The following is a 14,516-nucleotide window of genomic DNA, read 5'->3' as shown; positions in this document are numbered from 1 at the left end:
ACGACGGGTGCGGCGCGTCCGGGTGCGGTGCGTGCGGCTGCGATGCGTGCGGGTGCGGCAAGGGGGTCCTCACATGCGTTCGAAGGAGCGGCGCAGCTCCCAGTCGGTCACCGCGGCGTCGAAGGCCTCCAGTTCGACGCGCGCCATGTTGCGGTAGTGCTCGACCACCTCGTCACCGAAGGCGGCCCGGGCGATCGGGCTGTTCTCCCAGAGCTCGGCGGCCTCGCGCAGGGTGGTGGGGACGTGCGCGTACTCGGCGGTGTAGGCGTTGCCCGAGCACGCCTCGGGCAGCTCCAGCTTCCGCTCGACGCCGTACAGACCGGCCGCCACGAGTCCGGCGACGGCCAGGTGCGGGTTGACGTCGCCGCCGGGCAGCCGGTTCTCGAAGCGCATCGAGCGGCCGTGTCCGACCACGCGGAGCGAGCAGGTGCGGTTGTCGTACCCCCAGGCGACGGCGGTCGGGGCGAAGGAGCCGGGCTGGAACCGCTTGTACGAGTTGATGTTGGGCGCGTAGAGGAGGGAGAAGTCGCGCAGGGCGGCCAGTTGTCCGGCGAGGAAGTGGCGCATGACCTCCGACATGCCGCCCGGGTCCTGCGCGGAGCCGGCCATCACGTTGGTTCCGTCGGCGTCGGCCAGGGAGAGGTGGATGTGGCAGGAGTTGCCCTCGCGCTCGTTGTACTTCGCCATGAAGGTGAGCGAGACGCCCTCCTGGGAGGCGATCTCCTTGGCGCCGGTCTTGTAGACGGCGTGCTGGTCGCAGGTGACGAGTGCCTCGTCGTACTTGAAGGCGATCTCGTGCTGGCCGGGGTTGCACTCCCCCTTGGCGGACTCGACGGTCAGGCCCGCGGCCTGCATCTCGTTGCGGATGCGGCGCAGCAGCGGCTCGATGCGTCCGGTCCCGAGGACCGAGTAGTCGATGTTGTACTGGTTGGCCGGGGTGAGCCCCCGGTAGCCGGTGTCCCAGGCCTGCTCGTAGGTGTCCTTGAAGACGATGAACTCCAGCTCGGTGCCGACCTGGGCGGTGTAGCCGAGCGCGGCGAGGCGTTCGAGCTGGCGGCGCAGGATCTGACGGGGCGCGGCGACCACCGGGGAGCCGTCGTTCCAGGCGAGGTCGGCGATGAGCAGGGCCGTGCCGGCGTTCCAGGGCACGCGCCGCAGGGTGGCGGGATCGGGGTGCATGGCGAAGTCGCCGTAGCCCCGGTCCCAGGAGGACATGGCGTATCCGTCGACGGTGTTCATGTCGGTGTCGACGGCGAGGAGGTAGTTGCAGCCCTCCGTGCCGTGCTCCAGGACCTCGTCGAGGAAGAAGGCCGCGGCGAACCGCTTGCCCTGGAGCCGCCCCTGCATGTCGGGGAAGGCCAGGACGACCGTGTCGATGTCACCGGCCTCGACGAGACGGCGCAGTTCTTCGACGGAGAGCGGGGGTGTGCGGTCTGCCACCGGAAAAGCCTCCTTGGGTCAGCCGAGGGCCATAAGGTATTGCGGAGAACCATTGCTTGGGAAGGGGGCGCGACCGGATGACGAGGGAGGAACCCGACCGCGGTACGGACGACCGGCTGACGCCGGTGCTGCGGCCGGTGCGGGCGGGCAACGGCTTCGAGGAGGCGCTGGAGCAGGTCCTCCAGATCGTCCGGCTCGGCCTGGTGCCGGGCGGTGGACGGCTGCCCTCGGAGCGGGAGCTGGCCGAGCGGCTCGGCATCAGCCGGGTGACGCTGCGCGAGGTCCTGAAGGTGCTCCAGGACCAGGGTCTGGTCGAGTCGCGGCGCGGCCGGTACGGCGGCACCTTCGTGCTGGCGCGCACCGACACACCGGGCGAGCACGAGCTGCGCCGCCGGGTGGCTGCGGTCGACATCGAGGACGTGCTGCGCTTCCGTGAGGTCCTGGAGGTGGGCGCGGCCGGGCTGTGCGCGGCACACGGGCTCGACGCGGAGCAGGCCGGGCGCCTGCGCGAGGCGCTGGAGCGCACGAACGACGCCCCACTGGCCGACTACCGGCGCCTGGACACCAGGCTCCACCTCACCCTCGCGGAGCTGTGCGGCTCCCCTTCCCTCACGGAGCGGTACGCGGCCGTCCGCGCCGGGGTCAACGACCTGCTCGACTGCATCCCGCTGCTCGTCCGCAACCTGGAGCACTCGCAGCGCCAGCACACCGCGATCGTCGAGGCGGTGCTGGACGGGGACGCGGACGGGGCGCGGGAGATGACGCGGGAGCACTGCGCGGGCACGGCGGCCCTGCTGCGGGGGTTCCTGGCGTGAGCGGGGGCGCGGGTCCCGGTGCGAGCGGGGGGGCGCGGTTCCCGGCGCGAGAGGGGGCGCCGCGTGGAGTCCCGCGTTGCGCCCCTCGCGCCGTAAAGGTATGAGATCTTTCCATTGGCGTCGCCGTTCATGGGCATCGCGGCGACCCGGATCCGAGGGAGTAGCGCGTGGGCAGGCCGCTGATCGGTGTGAGTACGTATCTGGAGGTCGGGGCGCGCTGGGGCGTGTGGGAGCTGGAGGCCGCGCTGCTGCCGGCCGGCTATCCGCGGCTCGTGCAGCGGGCGGGCGGACTCGCCGTGATGCTGCCGCCGGACGATCCGGCGCTGGCGCGCGAGACCGTCGCCCGGCTCGACGCGGTGGTCGTCGCGGGCGGCCCCGATGTCGATCCCGCCCGGTACGGTGCCGAGCGCTCACCGCGTACGGGTCCGCCCGCCCCCGAGCGCGACGTCTGGGAACTCGCCCTGATCCGGGCCGCGCTGGACTCCGGCACCCCGCTGCTCGGCATCTGCCGGGGCCACCAGCTCCTGAACGTGTTCCTCGGCGGCACGCTCGTCCAGCACCTCGACGGGCATGTGAAGGACACCGGCGTCGTCGGGCACCACGAGGTGACCCCTGTTCCCGGGACTCGGTACGCCGGTCTCGTACCGGAGCCGTGCGCCGTGCCGACGTACCACCATCAGGCGGTGGAACGTCTCGGGGACGGTCTCACGGTCTGCGCGCACGCGGCCGACGGCACCGTGGAGGCGGTCGAACTCCCGGGCCCCGCCTGGGTGCTGGGGGTGCAGTGGCACCCGGAGATGGGAGACGACCTGCGGGTGATGCGAGGCCTGGTCGCGGCGGCGTCGTGAGCGCTGGAGTTCAGCCCCTCCGGCGTTTGAGGAGCGGACGCCAAATCCAGCCCCTCCGGCGATTGAGGAGCGGGGGTCCGGGGGCAGCGCCCCCGGGGACGATGGGGGTCCCCCCTGGTCGAGCGAAGCCGAGACCTTGGGGGAGGGTAGGGGCGGCGGGGGCGAAAACGGCTTGTGGTCAGGCGGCACCCCGTGTCCCTGTGCAGTCAGGCCGCCCCTCGCGTCAGCGAGAGCAGATCGCGGGCCGGGCCCGTGGGCCGGTGCCCCGTCGGCCAGACGGCCCGCAGGGCGCGGGTGAGCTGCACGTCGGCGAGCGGGATGCCCACCAGGCGGTGGGCGGACAGTTCCTCACCCAGGGCGAGCTCGCTGAGCACGGCAGGGCCCGCGCCGCTGACGGCGGAGGCCTTGACCGCCGTCGTCGACGACAGCTCGATCAGCGGGCGCGCGAGCCCTCCGAGCGCGGAGTCGAGAACCTGACGCGTGCCCGACCCCTCCTCGCGCAGGATGAGCGGCGTGGCCGCCAGCTCCGCCGCCGCCAGAGGCGCCCGGCGACGCGCCCAGGGATGTCCGGGCGCCGTCACCACGATCAGCCGGTCGTGCGCGATGACGGTGGCGTCGAGACCGGACGGCACCGAGAGCCCCTCGACGAACCCGAGGTCCGCCTCACCCGTCAGCAGCCGCTCGGCGACGCCGGCGGAGTTCCCGGCGAGCAGGGACACGGCCGTGTCGGGACGCTGGGCGCGCAGGGCGATCAGCCAGCCGGGCAGCAGATACTCGGCGATGGTCATGCTCGCGGCCACCCTCAGCCGTGAGTCGCGCCGGTCCCGCAGCGCCTGCGCCCCCGCGTCGAACGCCTCGGCCGCGTCCACCACCCGACGGGCCCAGTCCGTGACGAGCGCCCCCTCACGGGTGAGCCGGGACCCGCGCGGCGAACGGTCGACGAGCGCCACCCCGAGCAGCCGCTCCATGGAACGGATACGGCTGCTGGCCGCCGGCTGGGTGATCCCCACCTCACGGGCGGCGCGCCCGAGACTGCCGAGGCGCGCCACCGCCAGCAGCAGTTCCAGCGCGCCCAGATCGGGTACCCGGTGCGCGATCCCGGCGCCGGGCCGGTCCTCAGCACCGCTACTCATGGCGATCCTCAGCGCTGCTGCTCATAAAGCCAGCTTATGCCGTCATAGGCGCGCACTCCCTGGTGGGGAATCCGCGGCGGCGCGACCGTGGTGTCATGGTCACCGCAGCCCAGCCCTTGTCCGCCCATCAGGCGGGAACCGTCCCCGACACGAAAACCCCCCGTGTCCCGGGAAACCGCGCCGTCGCCGCTGTCCGGCATCTCGGCCCGAACTGGTACGCCTCCGTGATGGGCACCGCCATCGTGGCCACGGCGGGGGCCGGGCTCCCCGCCGACGTGCCGGGCCTGCGCACCGCCTGCACCCTCGTGTGGGCCCTCTCGCTCACCCTTCTGGTGTCGCTGCTCGCCGCCCGCGCCCTGCACTGGACGTACCACCGCGACCAGGCCCGCGCCCACCTCCTCGACCCGGCCATGGCCCCCTTCTACGGCTGCCTCTCGATGGCCCTGCTCGCCGTGGGCGGCGGCACCCTCCTGGTCGGCCGGGAGTGGATCGGGACACCGGCGGCCGTCGCCGTGGACACCGTCCTGTTCACCGCCGGGACGCTGATCGGACTCGTCGCCGCCGTGGCCGTCCCGTACCTCATGGTCGTCCGGCATCGCATAGAGCCCGGACAGGCGTCCCCCGTGTGGCTGCTGCCGATCGTCGCCCCCATGGTGTCGGCCGCCGTCGGCCCCCTCCTCGTTCCGCATCTGCCGACAGGCCAGCCCCGGGAGACCCTGCTCCTCGCCTGCGTCGCGATGTTCGGGATCAGCCTGCTGGCCACCTTCGTGATGCTGCCGGTCATCTTCGCGCGGCTCGTCACGGCGGGTCCGCTGCCGCTCGCGCTCACCCCGACCCTGTTCCTTGTCCTCGGCCCGCTGGGCCAGTCGACGACCGCGGTGGGCAAGTTCGCGGACGCCGCGCCCGGTGTGGTGCCCGCCCCGTACGACCAGGGCTTCGCGCTCCTGGCCGTGCTCTACGGCGTCCCCGTGCTGGGTTTCGCGCTGCTGTGGCTCGCGCTGGCCGTCGCGATGGTCGTACGGGCCCGCCGCCAGGGGATGGGCTTCGCGATGACCTGGTGGGCGTTCACCTTCCCGGTGGGCACCTGTGTGACCGGCGCGGAGGGCCTGGCCCGGCACACCGGACTGGCCGCCTTCGAGGTGCTCGCCGTCGCCCTGTACGTCCTGCTGGTGACCGCCTGGTCGGTGGCCGCCGTCCGCACGGCTCACGGCCTGATCAGCGGCAAGCTGCTCGCGGCGCCTTCGCGGACGTAGCCTCCCGCGGCTGCCTCGCCCTGCCCTGGACGACGCCCTGCCCTTCGGATCGTGAGGATCCGAAGGGCAGGGTTTCCCGTTGGGGGCATCGACGTACTCGTCCGAGTTCCGGGCGGATGCCGTCGCGCCGTACCACGCCGGTCCGGGTGGAACGTAGACGTCGGTGACCAGGACCTGCTCACAGTGGGGCAGTGCGACGCGTCACAGACAACACCGCGGCGCTGTGGGAACTTCAAGTGCCCTTCCTGTCAGCCGAGTTACTGAAGAGGCGCGTGTGAGGTCCGGCCGACCGCACGGAGCGCGTCGCTCGTCCCGTGCGTGCGCAAGAGGTGGAACCGCGGGCCGGCGAGGGAACCGACGAGAGGGGCGGCCCCGCATGTGGAGAGGATCGAATGCGTTCTTCGGAATCCCTGACCCTTGATCAGTTGGTGGACACGGCCCGCTATCCCCTGTCGGAACTCGCGAGCCCCCGGGGACAGGCCGTGGTCTCCCGTGCCCGGCACGACCTGTCGGCTCTCGGCTGCACCGTGCTGCCGGACTTCGTCCGCCCGTCGCTGCGCGATGTGCTGCGGCAGGAGTGCTCGGACATCGCCCCCCGGGCGCACCACGACGTCGAGACGGTGAACGTCTACAACATCGTGGTGGACTCGGCGCTGCCGGAGGACCATCCCGGCCGGAGGACCTTCGAGCGGGGTAACGCGTTCGTCGCGCGGGACCGCGTTCCCGCGGACTCCCTCATCAGCCGGCTCTACTCCGACACGGTGTTCCGGCACTTCATCGCCCGCTGCTTCGAACTGCCGGAACTGCACGAGCTGGCGGACCCGCTCTCCGGGCTGGTGCTCAACGTCGTCGCGCCGGGCATGGAGCACCCCTGGCACTTCGACACCAACGAGTTCACCGTCAGCATGCTCACCCAGCAGGCGCAGGACGGCGGTGTCTTCGAGTACTGCCCGAACATCCGGACCGCGCAGGACGAGAATTTCGACGACGTCCGGGACGTGGTGGACGGCCGGGGCGAGCGGTTGACCCGGCGCCTTCCCCTCCAACCGGGTGACCTGCAGTTGTTCAAAGGGCGCTACTCGCTGCACCGGGTGAGCCCGGTGCGCGGCGGGGTCGCGCGCCACTCCGCGATATTCGCCTACAGCGAGCGCCCCGGTGTCATCGGGAGCGTGGAACGGACCCGGCAGCTCTTCGGCCGGGTGCTGCCCGAGCACCTGGCGGCCGAGGGCAGGGCGGTCCGCGGCGACCGGCTCCTGGACTAGGCGACCGGCCCCCGGACTGGCGGACGGCGAGAACACGTAGTCGCCGCAGTCCTCTCCCATCCTTTCCTCTCCTTCCCCCCCCTCCCCCTCCTTCCCCCTGCGCGATCCACGGAGGAGTAAGCCCTGTGCGTTTCGACGTGACCGGAAAAGTCTCTCTCGACCACATCTACGACCAGCCCGATCCGCGAACCTACTTCAGGGCGCTGCGCCCGCTCGACTACGGCGTTCCCCAGCAGGCCAAGCCCTACTTCGCCAAGTTCATCACGGAGTACCGGGAGTCCCGGCACGTCGCGGTACCGAAGGTGCTGGACATCGGCTGCTCGTACGGGATCAACGCCGCCCTGCTGAAGTACGACGCGACCATGGACGAGCTGTACGCGCGCTACGGCGACGAGGAGCGTGCGGGTGAGAGCCGCGAGGCTCTGCTGGCCCGTGACCGGGAGCTGGCCCGGTCACGCCAACCCCCGCAGGCGATCCGCTTCGTCGGCCTCGACACCTCCGGCAGCGCGCTGTCCTACGCCCTTGAGGCCGGGTTCCTCGACGACGTGGTGCACGCCGACCTGGAACAGCACGAGCCCACACCGCGACAGCGCGCCCAGCTATCGGGTACGGACCTGGTGATCTCGACGGGCTGCGTCGGCTACGTCACCGAGCGGACGCTCACGCGAGTCGTCCGGGCGCAGGGCGTCCGCCGGCCCTGGATGGCGCACTTCGTGCTGCGGATGTTCCCGTTCGACCCCGTCGAGCGCGCGTTGGCGGGGCTGGGCTACCGGACCGTCCGCGTCGACGAGGTGTTCAGACAGCGGCGGTTCGCCTCCCCGCAGGAGCAGGCGCTCGTGCTCGACGGCATGTCGGCCGCGGGGGTGGATCCACGGGGCCTGGAGGCGGAAGGCTGGCTGTACGCACAGCTCTACCTTTCCCGACCGCACAACGACATCACAGGTTCGCGCACAGGTACCGACGATCCGAATCGAGAGCAGAGTTGAAGACCAGTCAGGACGCGTCAGACAACACGACCTTCGCCCAGGAGGACAGCCTCCCGCGCGTGCCGCTGCCTACGCCGGACGCGAGCTGCGAGAGGTTTCTCGCCTGGTGCACGCCGCTGCTGACCGCCGACGAGCGGTCGGCGACCGAGGCGGAGGTGGCCGCCTTCCTCCGGCCCGGTGGCCCGGGCCGGGTGCTGCATGCCGCGCTGGAGGAGTACGACGCCACGGAGGGCGTGCACAGCTGGCTCGACGCCTTCTGGCCGTACCGGTACCTGGGCCGCCGGGACCGGATCGCCCTCAACGCCAACTTCTTCTTCCTGTTCAAGGACTCCGGCCAGACGCAGGCGGAGCGGGCGGCCGGGCTCGTCGCCGGGGCCCTCAACTACAAGCGGCAGCTCGATCAGGGGCTGATCCCACCGGTGGTGCAGCGCGGAGCACCTCAGTCGATGGTGCAGAACAAGTTCCTGTTCTCCAGCACGCGTATCCCCGGCGCGCAGCAGGACACCGTCCGCGCCCCCCACACCGAGGAGTGGCCGGGCCCGTCCGAGGCGCGGCACGTCGTGGTGTTCTTCCGGGGCGGCATGTTCCGGCTGGACGTGCTGGGTCCGGAGGGCGTCCCGCACAGCCTGGAAGACATCGAGGCGGGGCTGCGCGCCGTGATGAAGGCCGACCCGGCCGGCGCGGACACCTCGGTGGGCCACCTCACCACCATGGCCCGCGCGGAGTGGGCGGCCGCCCGGGAGTCCCTTCTCGCCTGCCACCCCCGCAACGCCGAAGCCCTCGACGACGTCGAGACCGCGCTGTTCTGCGTCGCCCTGGAGGACTTCGCCCCCGCGGACGTCCAGGACGCCTGTGACCAGCTGCTGTACGGCGACCGCGGCAACCGCTGGTTCGACAAGGCCGTGTCGTTCGTCGTCTTCGCCGACGGACGGGCGGGCATCAACGTCGAGCACTGCGAACTGGACGGGACCACGATCCTCACCTTCACCGACGCCCTGCTCGACACCCCGGCCGAGGAGCAGTCCCGGCAGTCCGGAGCCCGCTCCCAGGGGCTGCCGGCGCTGGAGCCGATCGTGTTCGCACTGGACGACGCGCTGCGGGACCGGGCGCGCTCCGCCGCCGACGCGTTCGCGGCGTACGGGGAGAGCACCGCGACCAGCACGTTGTCGTTCGCGGACTTCGGCAGCAGCGCGGCCAAGGCGCTGGGGGTCTCGCCGGACGCGTTCGTCCAGGCCGCCTACCAGCTCGCCCACCAGCGCGCCAAGGGACACCTGGGCGCCACGTACGAGTCGATCGCCACCCGGCAGTACCGGCACGGGCGGACCGAGGCGATGCGCGTCGTCACCACCGAGATGCTGGCTTTCGTGGCGGCGATGGAGGACCCGGCGGCGGACGCGGACGCCCGGCGCGCCGCGTTCCGGGCAGCCACCCAGGCCCATGTGGCGCGCGCGAAGGCGTGCCAGGCCGGGCAGGTGCCGGAGCAGCACCTGTGGGAGCTGGAGCTGATCCAGCGCCGGCGGGGGGCCGAGCTCGGGGTGACCGAGCAGCCCGCGCTGTACCGGACGCCGGGCTGGCTGACCATGCGGGACGACTACCTGAGCACGAGCTCCGCGCCGTCCGTCAACATCCAGTACTTCGGCTTCGGGTCGACCAGCAGTCAGTGCATCGGTGTGGCCTATGTGCTGCTTCCCGACCGGTTCAACCTCTACCTGAGCACGCCGTCGGCGGTCGCCGCGCAGATGCGGACGTTCGCCGACCGGCTCCGGGAGGCGCTGGACGAACTCCGGGAACTGCTGGCGACCGAGGGGTCCGAGGACTGAACGGACCCCGCCGCCGGACCGGAACTCCCCGTCGGGAACCACGGTCCGGCGGCCCGGACGGCTCCAGCGGCTGAGCTGAGCCGAGGAGGCCCAGGCCGGCGCCGCCGTCGTCGCCCGCCGCGTGGGCCTCCTTTGCCTTTTCTTGATCCATTCCATGCCTCTCCCATAATCCCGCTCCCTAGTGTCGAGGGGTTGGCATGTGCACAGGGTGAAGCACGGGGAAGTGCCGCCGAGTGCCGAAAAGTTGCGGGGGCTGCTCTCATGTCCGATCTGGCGAAGGAAGCCGCGTCGATGCACAAGGCGGCGTCGGGGCTGCGGACGGTGAGGCATCACACGGCGAAGCCGCTCGCGGACTTCAAGGAGCAGCAGCACGATCTGAAGGCGCTGGGGGCGCTGGGGGCGTTGCTGGGTGCGAAGGGTGAGATAGAGAGGGGCATGACCACTCTGTCCAGGCTGGCGGGGCAGTTGGAGGAGGAGTGGGAGACGGAGGCGAAGCTGATCGGTGAAGTGTCGGACGTCTTCGATCTGTTGGACCTGCTGCTGGCGGCGCAGACCCGAGCGAAGAAGGGCTGAGGGGCGCGCTGTCATGGTGGATCTGAACCCGCTGCACTACGTCAACAAGTTCAACCACATGTTCGGCGACAGCATCGCCAGTGGTCTTGAGTTTCTGGGGATCTCGGATCCGGCGGTTGATCCGGACGGGGTGCGGGAGATCGCGAAGAAGTGGCGCCGTCTGGCCAAAGGGCTGGACGATGCGGCCTTGGCCACCGAGCGTGCGCTGTCGGGCGTGACCTGGGAGGGGAAGACGGCCCAGGCTTTCCACAAGCGGTCGAAGAGTGCCCGCAAGAGCGCGACCGACATGGCGCACTCGTTGCGGGAGGGCGCGAAGGCACTGGACGACTTCGCGGACAACGCGCATGAGCTGCTCTCCGAGATCGGCGTGATGCTGGCGGAGATCGCCGAGTTCGAGATCGCGGGCCTTGCGCTGTCGATCCTGACGGCGGGTGCTTCCGAGGTCGCGTCCACGCTGATCGCCGGTGAGCGGGCCTTGAAGGTGGTGGCGCTGGTCGGACGGATCGAGGAGGAGGGCACCGCGCTCGGGTCGGTCGTGCGCGGAGTGCTGGAGGTCGTCCGGGGCGTGGAGCGGGCCCTGAAGGCGCTCAAGGAGATCCGCGGAGTCGCCGAGGTGGGGAAGATGGCTGCCGAGGGCGCGAAGTTCTCCGCCTTCGACACCCTGCTGAAGGATCCGGCGGCCTTCACGGATCCGGACAAGCTGGCCGGGATCCTGACCGAGGGCGCGCTGATGGGCGTCGGCTTCGGCGTGCTCGGCAAGGCGCTGGGCAAGGGGTTGAAGGCGTTGAAGCCGGCCCAGCTGGCCGAGCTGGCCAAGGGCATGAAGCTGAACTGCGCGGCGTTCGAACGCCTCAGTCTGAACCCGGGCTTCGACAAGCTGCCGGCGTCGATCCGCAACACGGTCAAGAAGTTCGTGCGGGACCCGATCGACGTGGCCACCGGCGACATGTCCCTGCCTCGCACCGACGTGCGCCTGCCCGGCGCCCTCCCGCTGATCCTGCAGCGCACGCACATGTCCTCGTACCGTTGGGGCGGCTGGTTCGGCCCCTCCTGGGCCTCCACGCTCGACCAGCGCGTCCAGGCCGACGAGACCGGCCTCGTCTACGCGACCGCCGACGGCGCCCGCGTGTGCTTCCCCCTCCCGGACGCCGGGGCCGACGAGCCCGTCCGTCCGGACACGCCCGGCTCGCGTCTGATCCTGTCCTGGGACACCGAGACCGACGGCGGCATCCGCATCACGGACCCCGGCACCGGGCTGGCCCACGTCTTCCACAGCCCCGTCCCAGCCGCCGGCGACACCGCCGTCGACCTGCCCCTGCAGCACATCCAGGACCGCAACGGCAACCGGATCACCATCGAGTACGAGGAGGGTGACATCCCCCGGGCGGTGGTCCACTCCGGCGGCTACCGCATCGCCCTGGACCACGACCACGCCCGCTCCCGCATCACCGGCCTGCGGCTGGTCGACCCCGATCACCCGGACCGGCCCGGCACGACCCTGCTGACGTTCGCCTACGACGAGCAGGGCCATCTGTCCACGGAGACCAACTCCTCCGGCCTCCCGATGCGTTACGCCTACGACCCCGAGGGCCGCATCACCTCTTGGACCGACCGCAACCACACCACCTACTGGTACGAATACGACCGCCAGGGCCGCGTCATCGCCACCGGCGGAACCGCGAACGCCCTCGCCTCCACCCTCACGTACGACACCACCACGCGCACGACGCGCGTCACCGACTCCCTCGGCCACACGCGCGTCTACGAACACAACCAGGCCCTCCGCCCGGTCCGCGAAACTGATCCTCTCGGTCACGTCACCACTCAGGAATGGGACGCGGGTCATCGGTTGACCGCTGTCACCGATCCGCTCGGCCACACCGTCCGATACGCCCACGACGAGGGCGGACGTCTCGTATCGATCACACGTCCCGACGGTCAGGAAACGACCACCGAATACAACGACTCCGGATATCCGGTGGCCGTGGTCGTGCCGGGTGGTGCGGTGTGGCGGCAGGAGTACGACGAGCGAGGCAACCGTACTGCCGTGACGGACGCGTCCGGCGCTGTCACGCGCTTCTCGTACGACGGTCACGGACACTTGATCGCCCTCACCGACGCGCTCGGCGCCGCCACGCGCATGCGCTGTGACGCGGCTGGACTCCCTCTGACGGTCACCGATCCCTCCGGCATGACCACGCGCTACGAGCGGAACTCCTTCGGCCGTGTGGTCACCATGGTCGACGCGACCGGCGCGACCACGCGACTGGAGTGGACGGTCGAAGGGCGGCCTCTCCGGCGTACCGTGCCGGACGGTGCCGTCGAAACGTGGGCGTACGACGGCGAAGGCAACTGCATCGGTCACACCGATCCCGTTGGCGCAGTCACCTCGTTCGAGTACACGCATTTCGACCTTGTCGCCGCGCGCACCGGTCCCGACGGCGTCCGCCACGAATTCGTCCACGACAGCGAGCTGCGCCTGGCCCGCGTACTCAACTCGTCCGGATTCGAATGGAGTTATCACTACGATTCCGCGGGCCGTCTCGTCTCTGAGGTCGATTTCGACGACCGCACCCGCAGCTACACCCGCGATGCCGCCGGTCGCCTCCTGAGCCGGACCAACGCGCTCGGTCAGACGGTGCGCTACGAACGCAACCCACTGGGTCAGATGGTCCGCAAGGACGTCGAAGGCCGGCTCACCACGTTCGCCTACTCACCGTCCGGCCGACTCGTCGACGCCACGGGACCGGGAACCACGCTCTCGCTGGAACTCGACGAACGCGGCAGACGCGTGTCGGAGACAGTGAACGGCCGCACTTTGCATCACGCGTACGACGCCCTGGGCCGCCGTACCCACCGCACCACACCCGCAGGCGCCACCAGTACGTGGGCCTATGACGTGGCCGGGCGCCCCTCCGAACTCACCGTCTCCGGGCACGCGATCAGCTTCGTGCATGACGAGCTCGGCCGTGAGACCGCCTACCGCTTCGGCGAGACACTCGCCCTGGCTCACACGTTCGACGCGATGGGCCGGCTCACCGAGCAGAGCCTGGCCACGGACGCGGGCGTGATCCAGCACCGGGCCTTCTCGTACCGCCCGGACGGCGCCCTGGCCCAGATCGAGGACCCCGACGGCACCCGGCGTATCGACCTCGACGCGGCGGGCCGCGTCACCGCTGTCCGCGCCGAGAACTGGACGGAGCGCTACGCCTACGACGACGCCGGAAACCAGACGTTCGCGGACTGGCCGGCCACTCACTCCCACCATGACGTCACGGGGCACCGCTCCTACGCAGGCACCCGCATCACCCGCGCCGGCAGCGTCCGCTACGAACACGATGCCGCGGGCCGCATCGTGCTGCGCCAGAAGACCCGCCTGTCCCACAAGCCGGACACCTGGCGTTACACCTGGGACGCCGAGGATCGTCTGACCTCCGTCGTCACGCCCGACGGCACCCGCTGGTGCTACCGGTACGACCCGCTGGGGCGACGCCTCGCCAAGCAACGTCTCACTGCCGACGGCGAGACAGTCCTGGAGGAGACCACCTTCACCTGGGACGGGCACACGCTCTGCGAGCAGACCACCACGGCCGGAAGCCGGCACCATCCGGTCGTCATCACCTGGGACCACAACGGCCGCCGCCCCTTGGCCCAGACGGAGCGAATCGTCGATGCCGACTCCCCGCAGAGCGTCATCGACCAGCGCTTCTTCGCCATCGTCACCGACATCGTCGGCACCCCTACCGAACTCGTCGACGAAGCAGGGGACATAGCCTGGCGCGCCCGCGCGACACTCTGGGGAACCACAACCTGGAACACCGACGCGACGGCCTACACGCCGCTCCGCTTCCCAGGCCAGTACTACGACCCCGAAACGGGCCTCCACCACAACTACTTCCGAACCTACGACCCGGAAACGGCCCGCTACCTCAGCCCCGATCCCCTCGGGCTGGCCCCCGCGCCCAACCCGGTCACGTACGTCCACAACCCGCACACGTGGATCGATCCCCTGGGCCTCGCGCCGGAATGCGGCGAGTCCGTCGGGTACACATTCGACGAGCAGAAGGCCCGTGCGTTGCGGGAAGCAGGAATTCCCGAAGGGGCCGAACCCATCGAAGTCGACAACTTCGTGCCGGCCACGACGCCGGAATGGCAGGGCGCCAAGCAGTTGATGGGCGAGGACCACCAGCCCATCTATTACACGGAGGAGGTCTACGAGCATCCGAACGGGGAGGACCTTATAGTCTTCCAGGACCACTGGTTCGGCCATCGGAAGCCAGGAGAACCCGGCTATCAGTCCTCGCATGTCCATGTGAGACCGTTCGAGGATACGCGCAACGGGCAAGTCCCCGGCTGCGAGGAGCACTATTACTATGACCGTTGATT

Annotated in this window: 10 protein-coding genes; 8 read left to right on the top strand and 2 right to left on the bottom strand. The window is 70.6% G+C overall.

All coding sequences use genetic code 11. The annotated features are described in order from the left end of the window. Positions 1-69: 69 nt before the first annotated feature. Positions 70-1,440: a glutamine synthetase family protein gene (locus OG780_RS32945; protein ID WP_328454329.1), complete on the bottom strand. Its 1,371-nt coding sequence runs from the start codon at positions 1,438-1,440 to the stop codon at positions 70-72. A 77-nt stretch (positions 1,441-1,517) separates the two neighbouring features. On the opposite strand from OG780_RS32945, the gene OG780_RS32940 reads away from it, so the two are divergent. After that, positions 1,518-2,255 (top strand): FadR/GntR family transcriptional regulator, encoded by a 738-nt coding sequence (locus tag OG780_RS32940; RefSeq protein ID WP_328454327.1) that lies wholly within the window; start codon positions 1,518-1,520, stop codon positions 2,253-2,255. Between the two features lie 167 nt (positions 2,256-2,422). After that, entirely contained in the window at positions 2,423-3,103 is a 681-nt protein-coding gene (locus OG780_RS32935) for a gamma-glutamyl-gamma-aminobutyrate hydrolase family protein (protein WP_328454325.1), read from the top strand. A gap of 206 nt (positions 3,104-3,309) precedes the next feature. Here OG780_RS32935 and OG780_RS32930 read toward each other — a convergent pair whose 3' ends face one another. Then, complete coding sequence (locus tag OG780_RS32930; RefSeq protein WP_328454323.1) at positions 3,310-4,236, bottom strand: LysR family transcriptional regulator; 927 nt, start codon at positions 4,234-4,236, stop codon at positions 3,310-3,312. 95 nt (positions 4,237-4,331) lie between these two features. On the opposite strand from OG780_RS32930, the gene OG780_RS32925 reads away from it, so the two are divergent. The 6 genes from OG780_RS32925 to OG780_RS32900 all read left to right on the top strand — a co-directional run bounded on the left by OG780_RS32925 (position 4,332) and on the right by OG780_RS32900 (position 14,514). Beyond that, positions 4,332-5,489 (top strand): TDT family transporter, encoded by a 1,158-nt coding sequence (locus tag OG780_RS32925; RefSeq protein ID WP_328454321.1) that lies wholly within the window; start codon positions 4,332-4,334, stop codon positions 5,487-5,489. A 392-nt stretch (positions 5,490-5,881) separates the two neighbouring features. Next, positions 5,882-6,751 carry a HalD/BesD family halogenase gene (locus OG780_RS32920; RefSeq protein ID WP_328454319.1) on the top strand — a complete coding sequence of 290 codons (870 nt, stop codon included), beginning with the start codon at positions 5,882-5,884 and terminating at the stop codon, positions 6,749-6,751. Between the two features lie 125 nt (positions 6,752-6,876). Next, positions 6,877-7,737 carry a class I SAM-dependent methyltransferase gene (locus tag OG780_RS32915; protein ID WP_328454317.1) on the top strand — a complete coding sequence of 287 codons (861 nt, stop codon included), beginning with the start codon at positions 6,877-6,879 and terminating at the stop codon, positions 7,735-7,737. Then, positions 7,734-9,557: a choline/carnitine O-acyltransferase gene (locus OG780_RS32910; RefSeq protein ID WP_328454315.1), complete on the top strand. Its 1,824-nt coding sequence runs from the start codon at positions 7,734-7,736 to the stop codon at positions 9,555-9,557. Before OG780_RS32915 ends, OG780_RS32910 begins: the two co-directional genes overlap by 4 nt. A gap of 261 nt (positions 9,558-9,818) precedes the next feature. Further along, positions 9,819-10,130: a hypothetical protein gene (locus OG780_RS32905; protein ID WP_328454313.1), complete on the top strand. Its 312-nt coding sequence runs from the start codon at positions 9,819-9,821 to the stop codon at positions 10,128-10,130. Positions 10,131-10,143: 13 nt separating this feature from the next. Next, complete coding sequence (locus OG780_RS32900; protein ID WP_328454311.1) at positions 10,144-14,514, top strand: RHS repeat-associated core domain-containing protein; 4,371 nt, start codon at positions 10,144-10,146, stop codon at positions 14,512-14,514. Positions 14,515-14,516 lie beyond the last annotated feature (2 nt).

The sequence above is a fragment of the Streptomyces sp. NBC_00386 genome, from assembly GCF_036063235.1.
GTDB lineage: Bacteria > Actinomycetota > Actinomycetes > Streptomycetales > Streptomycetaceae > Streptomyces.
Note: the sequence above shows the minus strand (reverse complement) of the source record. Positions and strands in the feature narration are given on the sequence as shown.

Excerpts from the sequence above, each read along its gene's own strand:
- OG780_RS32940 (WP_328454327.1), top strand. The coding sequence starts at position 1,518 with ATGACGAGGGAGGAACCCGACCGCGGTACGGACGACCGGCTGACGCCG.
- OG780_RS32930 (WP_328454323.1), bottom strand. The coding sequence starts at position 4,236 with ATGAGTAGCGGTGCTGAGGACCGGCCCGGCGCCGGGATCGCGCACCGG.
- OG780_RS32925 (WP_328454321.1), top strand. The coding sequence starts at position 4,332 with ATGGTCACCGCAGCCCAGCCCTTGTCCGCCCATCAGGCGGGAACCGTC.
- OG780_RS32920 (WP_328454319.1), top strand. The coding sequence starts at position 5,882 with ATGCGTTCTTCGGAATCCCTGACCCTTGATCAGTTGGTGGACACGGCC.
- OG780_RS32905 (WP_328454313.1), top strand. The coding sequence starts at position 9,819 with ATGTCCGATCTGGCGAAGGAAGCCGCGTCGATGCACAAGGCGGCGTCG.
- OG780_RS32900 (WP_328454311.1), top strand. The coding sequence starts at position 10,144 with ATGGTGGATCTGAACCCGCTGCACTACGTCAACAAGTTCAACCACATG.